Below are 15,032 nucleotides of genomic sequence, written 5' to 3'. Positions count from 1 at the left end.
ATATTAACGGCCTACGCGGGCCTGGTGTTCAGGAGAGTAACGTTCGCCGACGATTTTAATCGTTTCAAGCGCCTGGGTTATCTTTCGCGAGTCATCCTGAGAAAAGATGATGTCGGCGGCCCCCAGGTTTTCTTCCAGCCGGTGCAGTTTCGTGGTACCAGGGATAGGAACAATCCACGGCTTTTGTGCCAGCAGCCATGCCAGCGCGATTTGTGCAGACGTCACGCCTTTCTCTGCCGCCAGTTCACCCAGCAATGAGACCAGCTTTTCATTGGCTTCAATCGCCTGCTCGGCGAAACGGGGCACCGTGCTGCGGTAATCATCCTTCCCAAAAGTGGTTCCTGGCTTAATCGATCCCGTCAGGAAGCCTTTGCCTAATGGGCTGAAGGGCACAAAACCAATACCCAGTTCCTCCAGCAACGGCAGGATCTCCCGCTCAGGCTCGCGCCACCACATGGAGTATTCGCTTTGCAGGGCAGTGACAGGTTGTACGGCATGCGCACGACGAATGGTTTGCGCACCCGCCTCGGACAGACCAAAATGTTTGACTTTGCCTTCAGCAATCAGGTCTTTCACGGTTCCCGCAACATCTTCAATCGGGACATCCGGATCGACACGGTGTTGATATAGCAGGTCAATGACATCAGTCTTAAGACGGCGTAATGATCCTTCCACCGCTTCACGGATATGCTCCGGACGGCTGTTTAAAATCTGCTGCTTGTTGTCGTCGCCAAAAGTAAAACCAAACTTAGTGGCGATGACCACGCGGTCACGAAATGGTTTTAAGGCTTCGCCGACAACCTCTTCATTAAGAAAGGGGCCATACACTTCAGCGGTATCGAAGAAGGTGACGCCACGTTCAACCGCTGCGCGAATGAGCTCGATAGCCTGTCGGGTATCGGTCGCCGGGCCATAGCCGTGGCTTAATCCCATGCAACCGAGCCCAAGCGCGGAGACTTCGAGTCGGGAATTACCCAGATAACGTTTTTGCATTGAATGAATAACTCTTTTATCGCGACTTAAACATCAAGTTTGCGGCCAGTCAGCCATTCCACCATTGCCGGGTCACGGTGAGAGAAGAAGGCGCTGGTAGCGGTGTCGAGGGCAGCAATTTGCTGTATATCTTCAGCGCTGAGTTCAAAATCGAGAATGTTGATGTTCTCTTCCATACGTTCTTTTCGCACCGACTTCGCCAGTGAAACGATGCCTCGTTGGAAGATCCAACGCAGCACAACCTGACCCACGCTTTTGCCGTACTTCTGACCAATTGCCGTTAACACGGGATGCTGGAACAAGCCATTTTTACCCTCAGCAAACGGTGCCCAGGCTTCCGGCTGAATGCCATGGCTTTGATTCCATGGAACGGCATGTAGCTGCTGGTTGAAGGGGTTAACTTCAATCTGGTTCACCGCAGGGGCAACCTTGTTGAAGGCGATAAGGTCGGCCATTCGGTCAGGATGGAAATTGCTGACGCCAATGGCGCGAATTTTTCCTGCCTGCTGCAGTTCTTCCATGGCGCGCCAGGCCCCATGGACATCGCCGTAAGGCTGGTGAATCAGGTACAGGTCAACGTAATCAAGTTGCAGTCGATTCAGGGATCGTTCGAACTGTGCTTTAGCGCCTTCGTAATTGGTATCTTGTAGCCAAAGTTTGGTCGTTACAAAGAGTTCGTTACGGGCAATACCGGTTTGTTTCAGTGCGTTCCCGACCTGGGTTTCATTCTGGTAAGACGCTGCGGTATCGATCAGGCGGTATCCCGTATCGATTGCATCAATAACGGCTCTTTCGCATTCAGCGGCATCAGACATCTGAAACACACCAAAGCCCAGCAGGGGCATTTCAATCCCGTTGTTCAGTTTTACAGTTTGCATGACGTTATCCTTCAGCTGTTGTGTTGGAAAAGCATAACGCAAACTGATTTATTCGATTAGATGGGGTAATTAGCTAGGGTTTATTAGATGTGTTCATTAATTTAGAGGAGAAGGCAAGGACTGCCCATCCGGTATACTCGATTAACTACATGACGCAGGTCACCATTTGAAAGCTTAAGCCCTCCTCGAGAGGGCTTTTTCATGTGTAGAGTGTGGCTATTTCCTGTCTTTTATGAAAAGAAAAGCTGGTAAAAAATTGATGCAGCATCTTTTCTTTAAGAAGGTTCAGGCTTTATATCATTATGTTTAATTTAGGCCTTGTACGCTGCAATGTTATGCAGGATTCACAGCTGGATACTACCCAGCAGCGTCTCCAACTGGTGTCTGACGCACGTATTCAGGAAGCAGCCAGAGGCGAAGTGCTTTATTCCGGTGATGCAAATCTAAGTGATTAAAACATTCATAAATTTTCAATAAAAACAATTTGTTAGACTAGAGTAGCACCCCAACCCTACAGGATTGGAGATGTCCACCATCTCCGCGTTGCTGACTCAGGTGATGCACTCAGATTAACCAAATTGCTGTTAAGGATAATTACGCTGCTTAAATAAGTGCTATAAATGAAGTTCATAGATCTGATAGGGGCAGGGGATGATCACGCGTTCGATAGGATACGAAAATGGTAGAAATCACAGATACAACTAATGAATTACATTCATTTATCTATTCTGATAACCGCTATTTTTTCATGAACTATATCACTTCAGGGTCACATAGCAAAATAAAATTATCATGGTTATCTGATTGTTCTATTGAACAATAGACTTATTTATGTAAGTAATTAATGGCTAACAAACGGAAAACACAGTTTATGGAGAGTTAGATGGTAATAGAAAAGTTTCAGTTTCCTTCACGAGGCTTTCATATAGTGGCTGCAAAAGTTGGTGAAAGCGATTATTTTCTCGAAAAGCTTAAAGAGGTTCAGGGGCATTATGATGAATTTGCTTATGTTTTAAGCGCGTTCGCTTCAGCAACACGGAGCATTACTTTTGCACTACAAGCGGTTATGACTAAGTACCCTGGTTTTGATAGCTGGTATGTGTCTCATCAGGAAAAACTTAAATCAAACGGGCTTGCAAAGTATTTTGTCAATCTTCGCAATTACATACAAAAAGTCGGTGATATACCCGTTGGCCACACTGGCACAATCCGAGAAGGAAAGATAAAGCATGTTTCTTATTTTGTAGATATCGACGACTTGAAAGGCGCTCCAGTTGGTGAAGTTACTAAACTGGCAGAAGAATATTTTGTCGAAGTACTGAAAGTCGTCGAAAACTGCTATAGAGATTTTTGGGTGTATGCAGATCCAAGAGCAATCTTCACGGAAGAAGGTCTTGAGTTGCTTGGCTGGGTGATTGAAGACATTGAAGAGGCTGCTGGTTTTCCTAGAGGATATACAGATATACCCTACCATGAGGAAGATAAAAATTTTCAACGATTGCGCCTGTTAGCTCGTGAGTTTCAAGGTGATGAGATGATGGAGCAGTATTTCACCAAATATGGATTGCAATCAACTGTTAACGAAGTATTACAGCGGACAAGTCGCTGAATGCTGCACTAAATTTTCGGAGTTAATTTGAGCAAAGTAATTTTAAGTTTTCCATATTCTGGAGCGGTTCAAGAGTTTTTCGCTAAAGAATTAGCGGGAAATGGGTTTGGTCAAAATCATGGTTACTATAAAACTTTATGGGGAAATAAAAGCGATGAGATATCTAGACTATCTTTAACTTTGTTTACTTTGTATGACGAGGTGATTTTTTCTCCTGTCGACAATCCCTTACCAGATTCTAACAGTTATTGGTCAGACGAAGAGTACTATCATCCTGATTTTGGATTAAGAATGCCTTCTAGGCCTTCCTCCATTGGAATAAACTATATAGAACATCAGTGCTACATTGATTGGGCACTGACAGATCCAGTGATTTCCAGAGTCCTGACAAAAGTTCCTAATCATGCTAAGAGCCAAATATTATTCCAAGTAATTTGTGATATTGAGCTCTCTCTTAGGTATGGAGCGGAGATTATTTCATCAACTGGACGAAGGTTGATTATGAAAAGACTTTCTGAAATTGATCCCCAGTATAACAATGTGAATAAAAATATTGTCAGTTTTTCAGATCCGGTAATGCACAGTGCTGCATTGATCGTTCCTGATTTTGAAATAAACAGCATCGATTTATTGCACTATATTAAACAGGATAAAGACACTAGAAAATATAGTGCTAAAGTTACATCTATTCTTAAGGCTAATGCGAATCAATCAAAAAAACAACTTTACGAATTAGCGCTGGAGAGCAATCTTAAAAACTCCAAGCATCAAACTATTAATAGGTTTTCCACCTTGGCGGGGAAAGTATGTTCAGTTCTTGGTTTTACACCAATAGTTGGTCCATTATTCAGCGCAGTTTCCCTTGGTTTAGGTGAATCAGAACGATTAACAAATCTATCAAATAGTAGTTGGATTGAGTTTAAACCTCATTTATCTATTTTGAAGACACGGTTTGAAATTGAGGATGAATTGAATCAAAATTTTGAAAAAAAACTGTTGAATATATAAATTCCCCACTGTTTCATAGTGATCATATGAATCAAGCACTGATAATGCAGATAGCATGTTTAGGCGTGCTGTAAGCATACCAGTTTTAGCTCCACGCACTTTTTGAGGCAAGCGGTGATGTGGGTGAAGTAAGCGATGGCGATGATGAAGACAACTTTACTTTGTAAAGTTTGAAAGTCCAAGTTCCGCACCTCGCTCTAAGCAGACTGTCACGTTCCCATTTTATTTTTTTTTGATAAAACTGATGCTTGTATTGAGCCTTCATTAATGAAGGCTCAATACAATCTCGATCTACTGCAGATTTTTTTCTTCCAAAAATTTACTGACCAAATCAGCAACCTGCACATTATTCAAATCAGAGAACGGGAAGTGGGTATTCCCTTTAATTCCCACTTCAGGTAGATGCGTCACAGTCACATCCCCGCCATGCTTGTTCACCACGTCGCGCCACTCCCGAGCTATCGCCAGACGTACGCGCCAACTGTCCTGCGCGGGCATGGCGACAGGTTTATCCGGTATGTTATCGCCGTAAATAATCAGAATCGGGATTTTGGTCAGTGCCATAAACTGCTCCATTGGCACAGGCTCACCCTTCAGCGTGTCGAACGCGCTTGGCATAGGGGCTGGGAGTTCTTTTTCCGGGAAGACAAAGCTGCTTCCTGGCTCGAAGGCGACAATGGCTTTGACCTTGTTGTTTTTCATCGCCGTGTACCAGCCTGGTCCGCCACCCTGAGAGTGGGTGAAGAGGATAGCCGGGCCGGATTTGTCTACTACAGCGGACATCGCATCAGAGATAACATTGATATCAAACGGCCCGGTGTTCGGGGTCATCTGACGGAAATACTGATTCAGTGCTTCTTTGTCGTGAGAGAACTGAACGCCCTTAAAATACTCTGGCCACACGCCAACGCGGAACTGGTTGAACCACATCTGTTCATCCGGTTTAGGCGTAACAGTACCTTCTACAGTCGTACGTCCGGCGCTGCCCCGACGCGGTTGATCGACAAGATAGGTTGAGAACCCGCGACGCAGGAATATGTTCTGGAACCCTTCGCGACCATCCGGGGTGCTTTCCCAGGTACGGGAGAACTGACCTGCGCCGTGCAGCATGACGATAGGGTATTTATGCGGATTTTCCGGGATTTGGTAGAACACAGACGCATGATCGCCATGGTAGGTTTGGCCAGCAGAGTCCAGCGGCTTTTTCGCATCAAATGTTCCTGGGGCGGTGATGATGGTACCACCAGCAGAAAAGCTTCCCTGTTCCTGAATGACCAGCGACTCGGCATAGACCGACTGAGCCACCAGGCCACCCGCCATTACGCAGATGGCCAGCGTTTTTAAGATTGTCTTCAAGATTACATCCTCTGTTATGTTTGCCGTTCAATCATATCTGAGTTGTCAGCGTTAATTATTTAGCACCCCTGATTGCCCTTATTTGGCAGACTCATGAATGCGGACGATTAACTGCGTATTGTCTCTAACCAACTGTTGACCCTTTCAGTTGTTCTTCGCTCCTGGTCGCATTCAATAACCAGCGGTTTTTCCCGACGCGCAGTTGGGGCGAGGCGGGTAAGAATATCGTCACTGTCTCCTTTGCCGTAGCCGCCATGAGTAATGAAGGGAATGAGTAATTTGCCCGCAAGGTTATGGTTGCTGAGAAATGCTTGCACTACAGGCGGCACGCTGGTCCCCCAGATCGGAAAACCTAAATACACGATCTCGTAACGTGAGATATCTGCAACACTATTTTTTAATGCGGGTTTGACTCCCCGCTCACGCTCATTTTTCGCCTGTTCAACGGTCTGAAAATAGTCTTCCGGATAAGGCGTAGCCGGTTCGATTTCAAACAGATCGGTATTCAGCCCGCGGTGAATGACACCCGCAATAACTCGTGTATTTCCGCTACGGGAAAAGTACGCCACCAGAACACTGCTTTTAACCTGCACGTTTGCGGTTCCGGTCGCCGCTGATGCCAGAGAAATGTTCGCCAGTGTGAGTCCGGCAAGTGCGGTGATTAACATTCTGCGGTTGGGATCATGCTCCATAACCCACTCCTAATTGTTTGCAAGCGCCTGCTGCAGCGCCTTTTCAGCTCGCGTTGCTGCATCACTTTCGCCATGTTCACGCAGAACCTGTGCCAGCTGGCGCAGCTGCGACGCCGTCAGGCCGACCCGCATGCTTGCTCGCGTATGCGACAGCAGTTGTGATTCGACGCCTGGCGTGGCCGCTAATGCGCCAACCGTTGCCAGCTCGCGGCTTTGCCAGTCGAGGTTATCACGGGCGAAAATGTCGCCGAAAAGGTGCGTTTGCAGGAACTGGTTAATCACCGGGGCAAAATCAAACAGCGGGCCCTGGACGGGAGCGCCTGAGATTTTTGTCTGGTTTGCGGTACCGACACGGCGAAGCTCATCCCCGACAGGGATCGGGGCAACCGGTTCTTTACCCTCAACATCTTTGATACCACGTTGTTTACGTGCTTCGACGACCTTCATCAGTTCGCTAAGTGCATTCAGGCTACGGGGAAAGCCTGTGTAGGCATAAAGCTGGACGAGAATCTCTTTGGTTTCGTTTATCGTGAGCCCGGCATCCAGTCCCTGATTCAGGGCTGCATTCAGCTTATCCATCTGACTGCTGGCCATCGATGCTGCAATCAACGGGATGGCCTGTTGGCGAGCTGACAGCGTATCTGAAACCTTTTGTTCGTGGTTCATTTCTGAGGCTCCTTTATTGACGGGCGCAGCATGTGCCGCGAGACCAAAACCAAAGGTCAGCAGTACCGCTGCCGCTAATGTTTTAATGGGCGTGGTATTGTTCATCTGTCACTTTCTCCATCCAGTTAACGCTTTTGCCATCCACAATCCCAGTTATCGCCAGATGCGTCATCGCGCTGCCGGGGGCCGCCCCGTGCCAGTGTTTGACGCCCGCCGGGCAAGAGACAACGTCACCGGCGCGGATAACCTGCACCGGCTGGCCTTCTTGTTGGGTGAGCCCAACACCCGAGGTCACAATCAGCCGCTGACCTGCCGGATGCGTATGCCAGGCGGAACGAGCGCCGGGTTCAAACGTGACATAAGCCCCGGAAACAGGGATGTCGTTATCCGGTTTGAAGAGAGGATCAACCCTGACACGACCGGTAAAGTTCTCGGCTGGCCCGAACACCGCGTTCTGACTTCCTGCTGGAGCGATATGGACAGCGGGATTTTGTTCCGCTGCCCAGGATGAAAATGTAATAGGCAGTAACAGCCCGAGGTAACGTAAATGTCCGATCATGCAAAGCGTCCTTATCAATGAAGAGGGGATTGCCTGCGATGATTTTATCGAGAGGGTGATGACGTCAGGCTGACGCCCCCCTGACAATTCTGTCAGTTAACCCGGGCCCCGGCTCAGTGCCGGATTGAGCATTGCCCGCCGCTTTATCCGCATGTAGCGCAAAGGTGAGGCCAAAAGTATTGATGCCTCCTTCACTACGGGCAAAGACATCTCCCCGGTGCATAATGGCGACGGCACGCACGATCGACAGGCCCAGTCCATGATGGGTATCACTCCTGGCCCGGGAGGTGTCAACGCGATAGAACCGCTCGAAAAGCCGGTGTAAGTGCTCTGGTGCTATTGGATCGCCCGGGTTTGACACTTCAACACAGGCTTGATGACCGGTTTCGCTTAACCGCACCGTAACCGTACTGTTGGAGGGGGAGTGTCTTGCGCTGTTTTCCAGTAAATTGGCCAGTGAACGGTGGAAAAGTCGTCGGTCGATGTCCGCGGTGACGTCGCCCTGAACATCGAGAGAGAGCTGTTTTTCAGCAAAAGAGGGTTCCACATACTCCGCTGTTTTTAGGGTTTCTTCCCGCAGGGACACCTGCGTAAGCTGGGAAGCATGCTCACCCGTATGAGCATGGGACAGGAACAGCATGTCGTTAACTATCGACGTCATGCGTTCAAGTTCTTCCAGATTGGAACCCAATAACTCTTCCAGTTCATCCTGTGAACGTCGGCGTGAGAGACCCAGCTGCGTCTGGCCGATCAGATTAGTCAGTGGGGTTCGAAGTTCATGCGCAACATCGGCGTTAAAGCTTTCGAGCTGTCGCCAGGCGACCTCTTGCCGTTCCAGAACGCCATTAAAAGATGATGCTAACTGCTGTAATTCGTCAGGTAATGCTTCGGTATTCAGGCGCTGACCATGGTCCCCGGGAGCGAGTTGCCTCGCCTCTTTACTGAGCGCCCCAACGGGACGAAGACCGATCCTTGAAACGACGTATCCCAGTAAGGCGACAATCACGACGCCCAGTGCGGTAATGATCAGCAGTGTACGCGTGAACGCATCGAGTGTGCCCATGTACGGCGTGGAGTCGATGGCAACCACATAGCGCAGCTCAGGCCTTTCACCGTTGGCGGGGATAGTTTTCACTAACAGAAACAGCGAGCAGGCACCTTCTGATGCACCTGGCACTTTATTAAATCCTTCCTGTAAAGAAGACCACTGAACACCCACCGGTGGCGTTCCCCCCATGCTAAAGCGTGGGTTATCGCTCACAATCCAGTAGCGAACGCGTTCACCTTCAGAATTGGTTAACACGGTGAATTTATTGGCCAGCGTCGACCAGCCGTCAGCCGAGGTTCGGGCGGTGATCCACGGACTCATTAATGACTCACGAAACAGCAACTCGTTGTGCATCTGCTTTTGCAAAGAGTCATGCAAGGAGCTTCTGAGCAGGATGCCGATAACGGAAACAATCAGTAGCGCGGATAAGGCAAACATCAGCGCCAGGTGAACGGAGATGGAACGCTTAAGCATGCTTATCCCCTTCATTTATTCGGACCGGACTTCGAGGACATACCCCATGCCACGAACGGTATGTAACAGCTTGATATCGAACGGCGCATCCACTTTGGCCCGAAGTCGTTTAATGGCCACTTCAACCACGTTGGCATCGCTGTCGAAATTCATGTCCCATATCTGCTCCGCAATCATCATTTTTGACAGAATCTCTCCCTGATGCCGAGCCAAAAGGCTCAACAGGGAAAATTCTTTCGCGGTCAGCTCCAGCCGTGTTCCGGCGCGAAATACGCGACGAGCCAGCAGGTCGAGATGCATATCGTGAATTTGCAGCTGAGTGATGTCTGCGCCATCCGTAGCGCGGCGGCGCACCAGTGCCTGAATACGCGCCACCAGCTCAATCAGCGAGAAGGGCTTGGGCAGATAATCATCCGCGCCAAGGCGAAGCCCTTTAACGCGTTCATCGACCGAACCCCGAGCCGAGAGCATCAGCACCGGCGTCTGTTTGGCTGCTCGCACACCCTCAAGTACCCGGTAACCATCCATCCCCGGCAGCATTACATCCAGTATTATCGCGTCGTAGTCGAACTCCAGCGCGTAATGAAGTCCTTCCGCGCCATCTGCAGAGACATCTACCGTAAACCCGGACTCACCCAGCGCACGGGAGAGATAGGTTGACGTTTTTTCTTCATCTTCGACTAACAACAGGCGCATAACGGGACTTCCTCTTAACTTTTCATTGGTGCTTCAACATCGGAATAAACCTGCACGGCATCCGGCAGACGTTGCCCCTGGATAGTGATCGCATCCAGTGAGCGGGTGAGCTCGGTCATCTCAGCGGAAGTCAGCGATACGCCGGTAGCCGCTGTGTTTTGCAGCATATGGTCTTTATTGGTGGTGCCAGGGATGGGGACAATCCAGGGTTTACGCGCAAGGAGCCATGCCAGAGCAATCTGTCCCGGTGCCGCATTTTTTCGTATTGCCCAGGATTTCAGTAGTTCAACCAGCTGTAAGTTGTGTGGCAAGTTTTCAGGCGAGAAACGCGTTTCTGTCGCGCGGAAATCACCGGCAGCGAACCGGGTATTCTCATCAATCCAGCCCGTTAAAAATTGCACGCCGAGTGGGCTCCATGGCACGAACCCAATGCCCAGCTCTTCACATACCGGAAGCACCTGCTTTTCTGGGCCACGCCAGAGCATGGAGTACTCACTTTGTACGGCGGTCACGGGTAATACCGCATGGGCGCGCTTCAGCGTATTGATACCCATTTCTGACAGACCCCAGTGCAGGACTTTCCCTTGATCCATTAAATCTTTAACCACACCGGCGACATCTTCGATCGGAATCTTGGGATCAACACGGTGTTGATACAGTAAATCGATGCGATCGGTACGCAGGCGTTTGAGCATATTGTCCACGACCAGTCTGATATGCTCCGGTCTGCTGTTGAGACCAGGCAGGCGCTTGCCTGTCTGCTGATCAATATTCCAGCCAAATTTAGTGGCGATAACGATTTTGTCTCTGAAAGGAGCGACCGCTTCCCCGAGTATTTTTTCGACTTCAAGGGGACCGTAGGCTTCAGCAGCGTCGAAGAACGTTACCCCTTCATCAAATGCCCGACGGATAACATTGATCATCTCAGGACGCCAGGGAACGGACGTGTCGTATTTGCGACTCATGTTCTGCACGCCCAGACCGACGGCAGAAACTTCCAGCTTCCCGATTTTACGCTTGCCCGGAGCAGCATTGCGTTGACTGGGTTGTCTGGATGAATCGACCTGAGAGGATTGGCTCGCCGCTGATACGTGGGGAATCAGCGAGGCGGCGGCAATACCGGCCCCGGCGACTAATAGCTTGCGCCGCTCTGGCATTGTTGGGGCATTCTGGCTTTCCATTGATCGCTCCGTTTCTCAGAAAATTAAACATGACTCTCATTTAAGCGGGACCATTCTGCGTTGTGATTGCCAACATAAAGCTGACGGCTACCTGACAGCGTTGTCAGAAACACCTACCTATCCATTCTGTTTCCTGACAAAAATGTTATTTCCCTGTCACGATGCTGACAGTCCTCTCCGCCTAATCTGAACCTGCAAATTTGATTCTGCGAGCCTGTATAACCAGGCCGACACTCATCGGGAGAGACCATGAAATTCACGCTTATCAGTGCAATGCTACTCACGGCTATGGCCGGAGTGACCTCAGTCAATGCGGCTGATTACAAAAAAAATCCATTCACTCTCGTCTATGACGGAGCCATCACCGAGAACGTCAAAGGTAAGGTCAACATTCACCCAGTGAAATACGATCTGCATGGCATCCAGATTGCTGCGAATGTCTATACCCCTGCTAACTACGATCCCGCCAAAAAATATCCTGCCGTGGTGGTTGCACATCCTAACGGTGGCGTAAAAGAACAGGTCGCCGGGTTATATGCTCAGCGTCTCGCCGAGCAGGGCTACATCACCATTACTGCCGACGCGGCTTATCAGGGTGCCAGCGGTGGGATGCCTCGCAGCGTGGATAAACCCGCTAATCGCATTGAGGATATCCACGGCATGGCTGACTACATCAGTCAGTATCCTGGTGTAGATACCGCCCGCCTTGGTCTGCTGGGTATTTGCGGAGGCGGCGGGTATTCACTTGTTGCGGCCGAAACTGACAAGCGGTTCAAATCGATAGCAACCATCAGCATGTTTAATTCAGGCCTTGTGCGCCGCAACGGTATGCAGGATTCACAGCTGGATACTATCCAGCAGCGTCTTCAGCAGGCTTCTGACGCACGTGCTCAGGAAGCAGCCGGAGGAGAAGTGCTTTACTCCGGCGATGCCAACCTGACTGATGAACAGATTGCTAAATTACCTTTTGCCTTGTATCGCCAGGGCTACGAGTACTACTGGAAAACCCACGCGCACCCGAACTCCACGTTTAAATACACCACCAGCAGTCTTCTGGATTTGATGAGCTTTGACGTAACGGACCATATCAATCTCATCAATAAACCGCTGCTGATGATTGCCGGTACAAAAGCGGATACGCTCTATATGACTGAAGATGCGTTCGCGAAAGCCACCGGTACGAAGGACAAAGAACTCTTCCTGATCGATGGCGCTACCCATATCGAGACGTATTGGGTGCCCAAATACGTTGACCAGGCAATGCAAAAGTTAGACGTCTTCTTCGATAAAAATATTTAGTTAGCCTCCGATGACGCCCCAGCCGTGCAGGCTGGGGTATGTCCATCAGCTGTAGCCATTTTCCGCTTGCGTGTTCACGCGATAGACCCAGATTAACGAAGTTGCGGTTAAAGATAATTACGCTGCTTAAATAGACGCTATGAATGGAATTCATAGACCTAATCTGGAACCGGGAATGAAAACGATGAACCTGATGTGACAGGATTGTTCGGGAGAGAGTGAATCATTCACTTCAAATTACTTTCAGGCGGAGAAGCAAATGAGTACGCAAGAACCAACGTTTGGTGAGGTAGTAAAAAACAGATACTCGGCCAGAGCCTTTCTTCCATCTCCCATCCCCAGCGATATCCTCAAAGACATTTTGCTCGAAGCGCAATGCGCACCATCCAACTGCAATACTCAACCCTGGTCCCTGCATATCGTTGCAGGAGATAAACTTCGTGAATTAAGCCACGCACTGACGGAAGATCTGAGGGCTGGGAACTACAGTCTTGATTTTACGTTTGATAAAGAAGCTTATCCCGAGCCATTCAGGCAACGGGCTTCGGAGCAGGGGCGCTCGTACTATCAGGCACTGGGCGTTGCGCGGGGGGATAACTTAAGTCGCTCAGAAGTGGTCGAGCGTAATGTGAGATTTTTCGGCGCGCCTCATGTTGCCCTGCTGTTCATTCCTGCTGTAGGGGACAATGTTCGCGTAGCCTCGGATGCCGGTATGTATGCCCAGACATTCCTGCTTTCCCTGGCAGCTCGCGGTTACGCAGGCGTTCCACAGGCAGTGCTGAGTTATTTTGCCCAAACGGTGCGTCGAATATTAAATGTTCCTGAGGGTTTCAGGCTGCTTTACGGTATTTCTTTTGGGATCCCAGATAAAACGCATCCCTCCCTGAGCTACAGGGAAGGGCGGGTATCTCTGGACGAAAGTGTCGTCTGGCATCAATAACGACGTTTTATTTTTTTAGCTGAACGGTCAGTGCCATCAGGGCGCTGGCTGCTGTAAACAACGCAATTATCCAGCCCATCGTCCATGGTGTGCCATCACTGAACAGGGCGAGAAGCAGTGAGGAGATGATGCCGCTGCCGTATTGTAACGCGCCCATTAGCGCCGACGCGGAGCCAGCCACATTAGGCACTGCGTCCAGAGTGCAAGCCGTGGATGTCGCCGCGATGATGCCATTCATAGAGAAGAACACGAACACAGCGCCGACAATGACGGTAATTCCACCTACTCCCAGGCCGGTGGTGACCGCCAGCACTATCGCCGCAATAGCGGCGATGAATACGGCATTCCTGAGCAACGCTTCCAGTGGGTAGCGGTGAACCAGACGTCTGTTGACCATGCTCACCGCCATCAGTCCAACAATGTTTACTGCAAACAGCCAACCGTAATGCTGCGGGTCAACACCGAAGTACGTGATGTACACAAACGGGGAACCTGTGATAAAGGCGTAGGCTGCAACGTAGTAGAACGTCAGGCACAAAGTAAACCGCATGTATCTGGCGTTGGTGAGCAAGGCATAGTAGTTGTGAAAAGCTCTGGTTACGGAGGCTTGCGAGCGTTTTTCGGCAGGTAATGTTTCGGGTAACCAGAATAAAGACATCAGCATTAATGCTCCGATAATCGCCAGCAGCCAGAAGATGGCATGCCACGAGGTGACTTTAATCATCTGCCCGCCGATCAGGGGCCCGGCAATCGGCGCGATGGCCATGATTATCATCAGTGTCGAAAGCATTTGTGCTGCACGAGTGCGGCTAAACAGGTCACGGATCATTGCTCGTGCCAACATCGGCCCAGTACAGGCACCTAACGCCTGAAAAACACGCCAGAAGACTATTTGCTCGATATCTGTTGATAATGCACAGCCCACCGAGCCGATGATGAATAGACCCAAACCGATAAACAGCGGCAGTCGACGCCCATAACGATCGCTAATAGGTCCCCAAATAAGTTGTGCAATGCAAAAGCCGATAAGGAACCCTGTGATTGTCAGCTCTGCATCACCCTGTAAGTCTTTTGCCATGACCGGCATAGCCGGAAGATAGATGTCGGTTGATAAAGAGGTTACAGCCATCAGGGCGCTGAGAATGAGTAGAAACGAGAGACCGGTTTTTTTAGCTGCAGCCGACTGTGTTTGTGCCTGTTGATTAAGCATGGTGATCCGTTGGACATGAAGAGATAAGGGTATGTTAACGAGTTTGTGCTTGTTGATAATCACAGGGGGGAGGATAGGGACTATGAATGGTATTCATTAATACTGAGAACTTGTAGATTTATGCAACTCTGACTCTCCAGGAATACTTATTATGTTCCTATTATCAAACAAAATTCACTACTTAAGTGATTTCCTTCGTCAATTTTGACCCTGCTTTAACACTTACAAATGCCTATGTAATGTATGGGTGGTTATCAGTATATATCGCATAGGCAGGTGTACGAAGCGCACTACTTGTATAGCAGTGTAGCCTAAAGCGCTACGGCAAAGCTCAACCGCCGCCAAACCTATGCCCGGAATTTCTGACAACTCCAGAGGTTAAGGCATGGTTAGAGCGGAAGAGAGCATAGGAGGCAAAGATGA

The 15,032-nt window shown here is 49.5% G+C and carries 14 protein-coding genes; 4 read left to right on the top strand and 10 right to left on the bottom strand.

Features of this window, described 5'->3' with window-relative positions; translation table 11 throughout:
• Window positions 1-3: 3 nt before the first annotated feature.
• Together EV102420_RS19070 and EV102420_RS19065 are read right to left on the bottom strand one after the other, a co-directional pair.
• Window positions 4-993: an aldo/keto reductase gene (locus EV102420_RS19070; protein WP_042395274.1), complete on the bottom strand. Its 990-nt coding sequence runs from the start codon at window positions 991-993 to the stop codon at window positions 4-6.
• A gap of 26 nt (window positions 994-1,019) precedes the next feature.
• On the bottom strand, window positions 1,020-1,871 hold the full coding sequence (locus EV102420_RS19065; protein WP_042395272.1) for an aldo/keto reductase: 852 nt from the start codon (window positions 1,869-1,871) through the stop codon (window positions 1,020-1,022).
• An 883-nt stretch (window positions 1,872-2,754) separates the two neighbouring features.
• Between EV102420_RS19065 and EV102420_RS20945 the strand changes: the two genes are divergently transcribed.
• Window positions 2,755-3,480, top strand: a complete 726-nt coding sequence (locus EV102420_RS20945; RefSeq protein ID WP_052512388.1) for an Ea47 family protein — start codon at window positions 2,755-2,757, stop codon at window positions 3,478-3,480.
• Between the two features lie 27 nt (window positions 3,481-3,507).
• A complete protein-coding gene (locus EV102420_RS22405; protein ID WP_131406031.1) occupies window positions 3,508-4,488 on the top strand; it encodes a hypothetical protein in 981 nt (326 codons plus the stop codon).
• A gap of 291 nt (window positions 4,489-4,779) precedes the next feature.
• Here EV102420_RS22405 and EV102420_RS19050 read toward each other — a convergent pair whose 3' ends face one another.
• The 7 genes from EV102420_RS19050 to EV102420_RS19020 form a co-directional block, all read right to left on the bottom strand.
• Window positions 4,780-5,844 carry an alpha/beta hydrolase gene (locus tag EV102420_RS19050; RefSeq protein ID WP_042395267.1) on the bottom strand — a complete coding sequence of 355 codons (1,065 nt, stop codon included), beginning with the start codon at window positions 5,842-5,844 and terminating at the stop codon, window positions 4,780-4,782.
• Between the two features lie 107 nt (window positions 5,845-5,951).
• Entirely contained in the window at window positions 5,952-6,536 is a 585-nt protein-coding gene (locus tag EV102420_RS19045) for a flavodoxin (protein WP_042395265.1), read from the bottom strand.
• A 9-nt stretch (window positions 6,537-6,545) separates the two neighbouring features.
• Window positions 6,546-7,307, bottom strand: coding sequence for a carboxymuconolactone decarboxylase family protein (locus EV102420_RS19040; protein ID WP_042395264.1), 762 nt, complete (start codon window positions 7,305-7,307; stop codon window positions 6,546-6,548).
• Window positions 7,285-7,761 (bottom strand): (R)-mandelonitrile lyase, encoded by a 477-nt coding sequence (locus EV102420_RS19035; protein WP_042395262.1) that lies wholly within the window; start codon window positions 7,759-7,761, stop codon window positions 7,285-7,287. Before EV102420_RS19035 ends, EV102420_RS19040 begins: the two co-directional genes overlap by 23 nt.
• A gap of 64 nt (window positions 7,762-7,825) precedes the next feature.
• Window positions 7,826-9,283, bottom strand: a complete 1,458-nt coding sequence (locus EV102420_RS19030) for a heavy metal sensor histidine kinase (RefSeq protein ID WP_042395321.1) — start codon at window positions 9,281-9,283, stop codon at window positions 7,826-7,828.
• Window positions 9,284-9,298: 15 nt separating this feature from the next.
• Window positions 9,299-9,979, bottom strand: a complete 681-nt coding sequence (locus tag EV102420_RS19025) for a heavy metal response regulator transcription factor (RefSeq protein ID WP_042395260.1) — start codon at window positions 9,977-9,979, stop codon at window positions 9,299-9,301.
• A gap of 14 nt (window positions 9,980-9,993) precedes the next feature.
• Window positions 9,994-11,160 carry an aldo/keto reductase gene (locus EV102420_RS19020; RefSeq protein WP_172462253.1) on the bottom strand — a complete coding sequence of 389 codons (1,167 nt, stop codon included), beginning with the start codon at window positions 11,158-11,160 and terminating at the stop codon, window positions 9,994-9,996.
• A 273-nt stretch (window positions 11,161-11,433) separates the two neighbouring features.
• Here EV102420_RS19020 and EV102420_RS19015 point away from each other — a divergent pair, with 273 nt between their 5' ends.
• Both EV102420_RS19015 and EV102420_RS19010 read left to right on the top strand, forming a co-directional pair.
• Entirely contained in the window at window positions 11,434-12,459 is a 1,026-nt protein-coding gene (locus tag EV102420_RS19015) for an alpha/beta hydrolase (protein WP_223163989.1), read from the top strand.
• Window positions 12,460-12,718: 259 nt separating this feature from the next.
• Window positions 12,719-13,399 (top strand): nitroreductase, encoded by a 681-nt coding sequence (locus EV102420_RS19010; RefSeq protein WP_042395256.1) that lies wholly within the window; start codon window positions 12,719-12,721, stop codon window positions 13,397-13,399.
• A gap of 7 nt (window positions 13,400-13,406) precedes the next feature.
• Here the strand turns inward: EV102420_RS19010 and EV102420_RS19005 are convergent, their stop codons facing one another.
• Window positions 13,407-14,609 (bottom strand): multidrug effflux MFS transporter, encoded by a 1,203-nt coding sequence (locus EV102420_RS19005; RefSeq protein ID WP_042395253.1) that lies wholly within the window; start codon window positions 14,607-14,609, stop codon window positions 13,407-13,409.
• Window positions 14,610-15,032: the final 423 nt, after the last annotated feature.

Origin of the sequence: Pseudescherichia vulneris NBRC 102420, assembly GCF_000759795.1 — a bacterium.
GTDB lineage: Bacteria > Pseudomonadota > Gammaproteobacteria > Enterobacterales > Enterobacteriaceae > Pseudescherichia > Pseudescherichia vulneris.
Note: the sequence above shows the minus strand (reverse complement) of the source record. Positions and strands in the feature narration are given on the sequence as shown.

Bases quoted from the DNA above. Each gene is read 5' to 3' on its own strand.
- EV102420_RS19070 (WP_042395274.1), bottom strand. From the start codon at position 993: ATGCAAAAACGTTATCTGGGTAATTCCCGACTCGAAGTCTCCGCGCTT.
- EV102420_RS19065 (WP_042395272.1), bottom strand. From the start codon at position 1,871: ATGCAAACTGTAAAACTGAACAACGGGATTGAAATGCCCCTGCTGGGC.
- EV102420_RS20945 (WP_052512388.1), top strand. From the start codon at position 2,755: ATGGTAATAGAAAAGTTTCAGTTTCCTTCACGAGGCTTTCATATAGTG.
- EV102420_RS19045 (WP_042395265.1), bottom strand. From the start codon at position 6,536: ATGGAGCATGATCCCAACCGCAGAATGTTAATCACCGCACTTGCCGGA.
- EV102420_RS19040 (WP_042395264.1), bottom strand. From the start codon at position 7,307: ATGAACAATACCACGCCCATTAAAACATTAGCGGCAGCGGTACTGCTG.
- EV102420_RS19035 (WP_042395262.1), bottom strand. From the start codon at position 7,761: ATGATCGGACATTTACGTTACCTCGGGCTGTTACTGCCTATTACATTT.
- EV102420_RS19030 (WP_042395321.1), bottom strand. From the start codon at position 9,283: ATGCTTAAGCGTTCCATCTCCGTTCACCTGGCGCTGATGTTTGCCTTA.
- EV102420_RS19025 (WP_042395260.1), bottom strand. From the start codon at position 9,979: ATGCGCCTGTTGTTAGTCGAAGATGAAGAAAAAACGTCAACCTATCTC.
- EV102420_RS19020 (WP_172462253.1), bottom strand. From the start codon at position 11,160: ATGGAAAGCCAGAATGCCCCAACAATGCCAGAGCGGCGCAAGCTATTA.
- EV102420_RS19015 (WP_223163989.1), top strand. From the start codon at position 11,434: ATGCTACTCACGGCTATGGCCGGAGTGACCTCAGTCAATGCGGCTGAT.
- EV102420_RS19010 (WP_042395256.1), top strand. From the start codon at position 12,719: ATGAGTACGCAAGAACCAACGTTTGGTGAGGTAGTAAAAAACAGATAC.
- EV102420_RS19005 (WP_042395253.1), bottom strand. From the start codon at position 14,609: ATGCTTAATCAACAGGCACAAACACAGTCGGCTGCAGCTAAAAAAACC.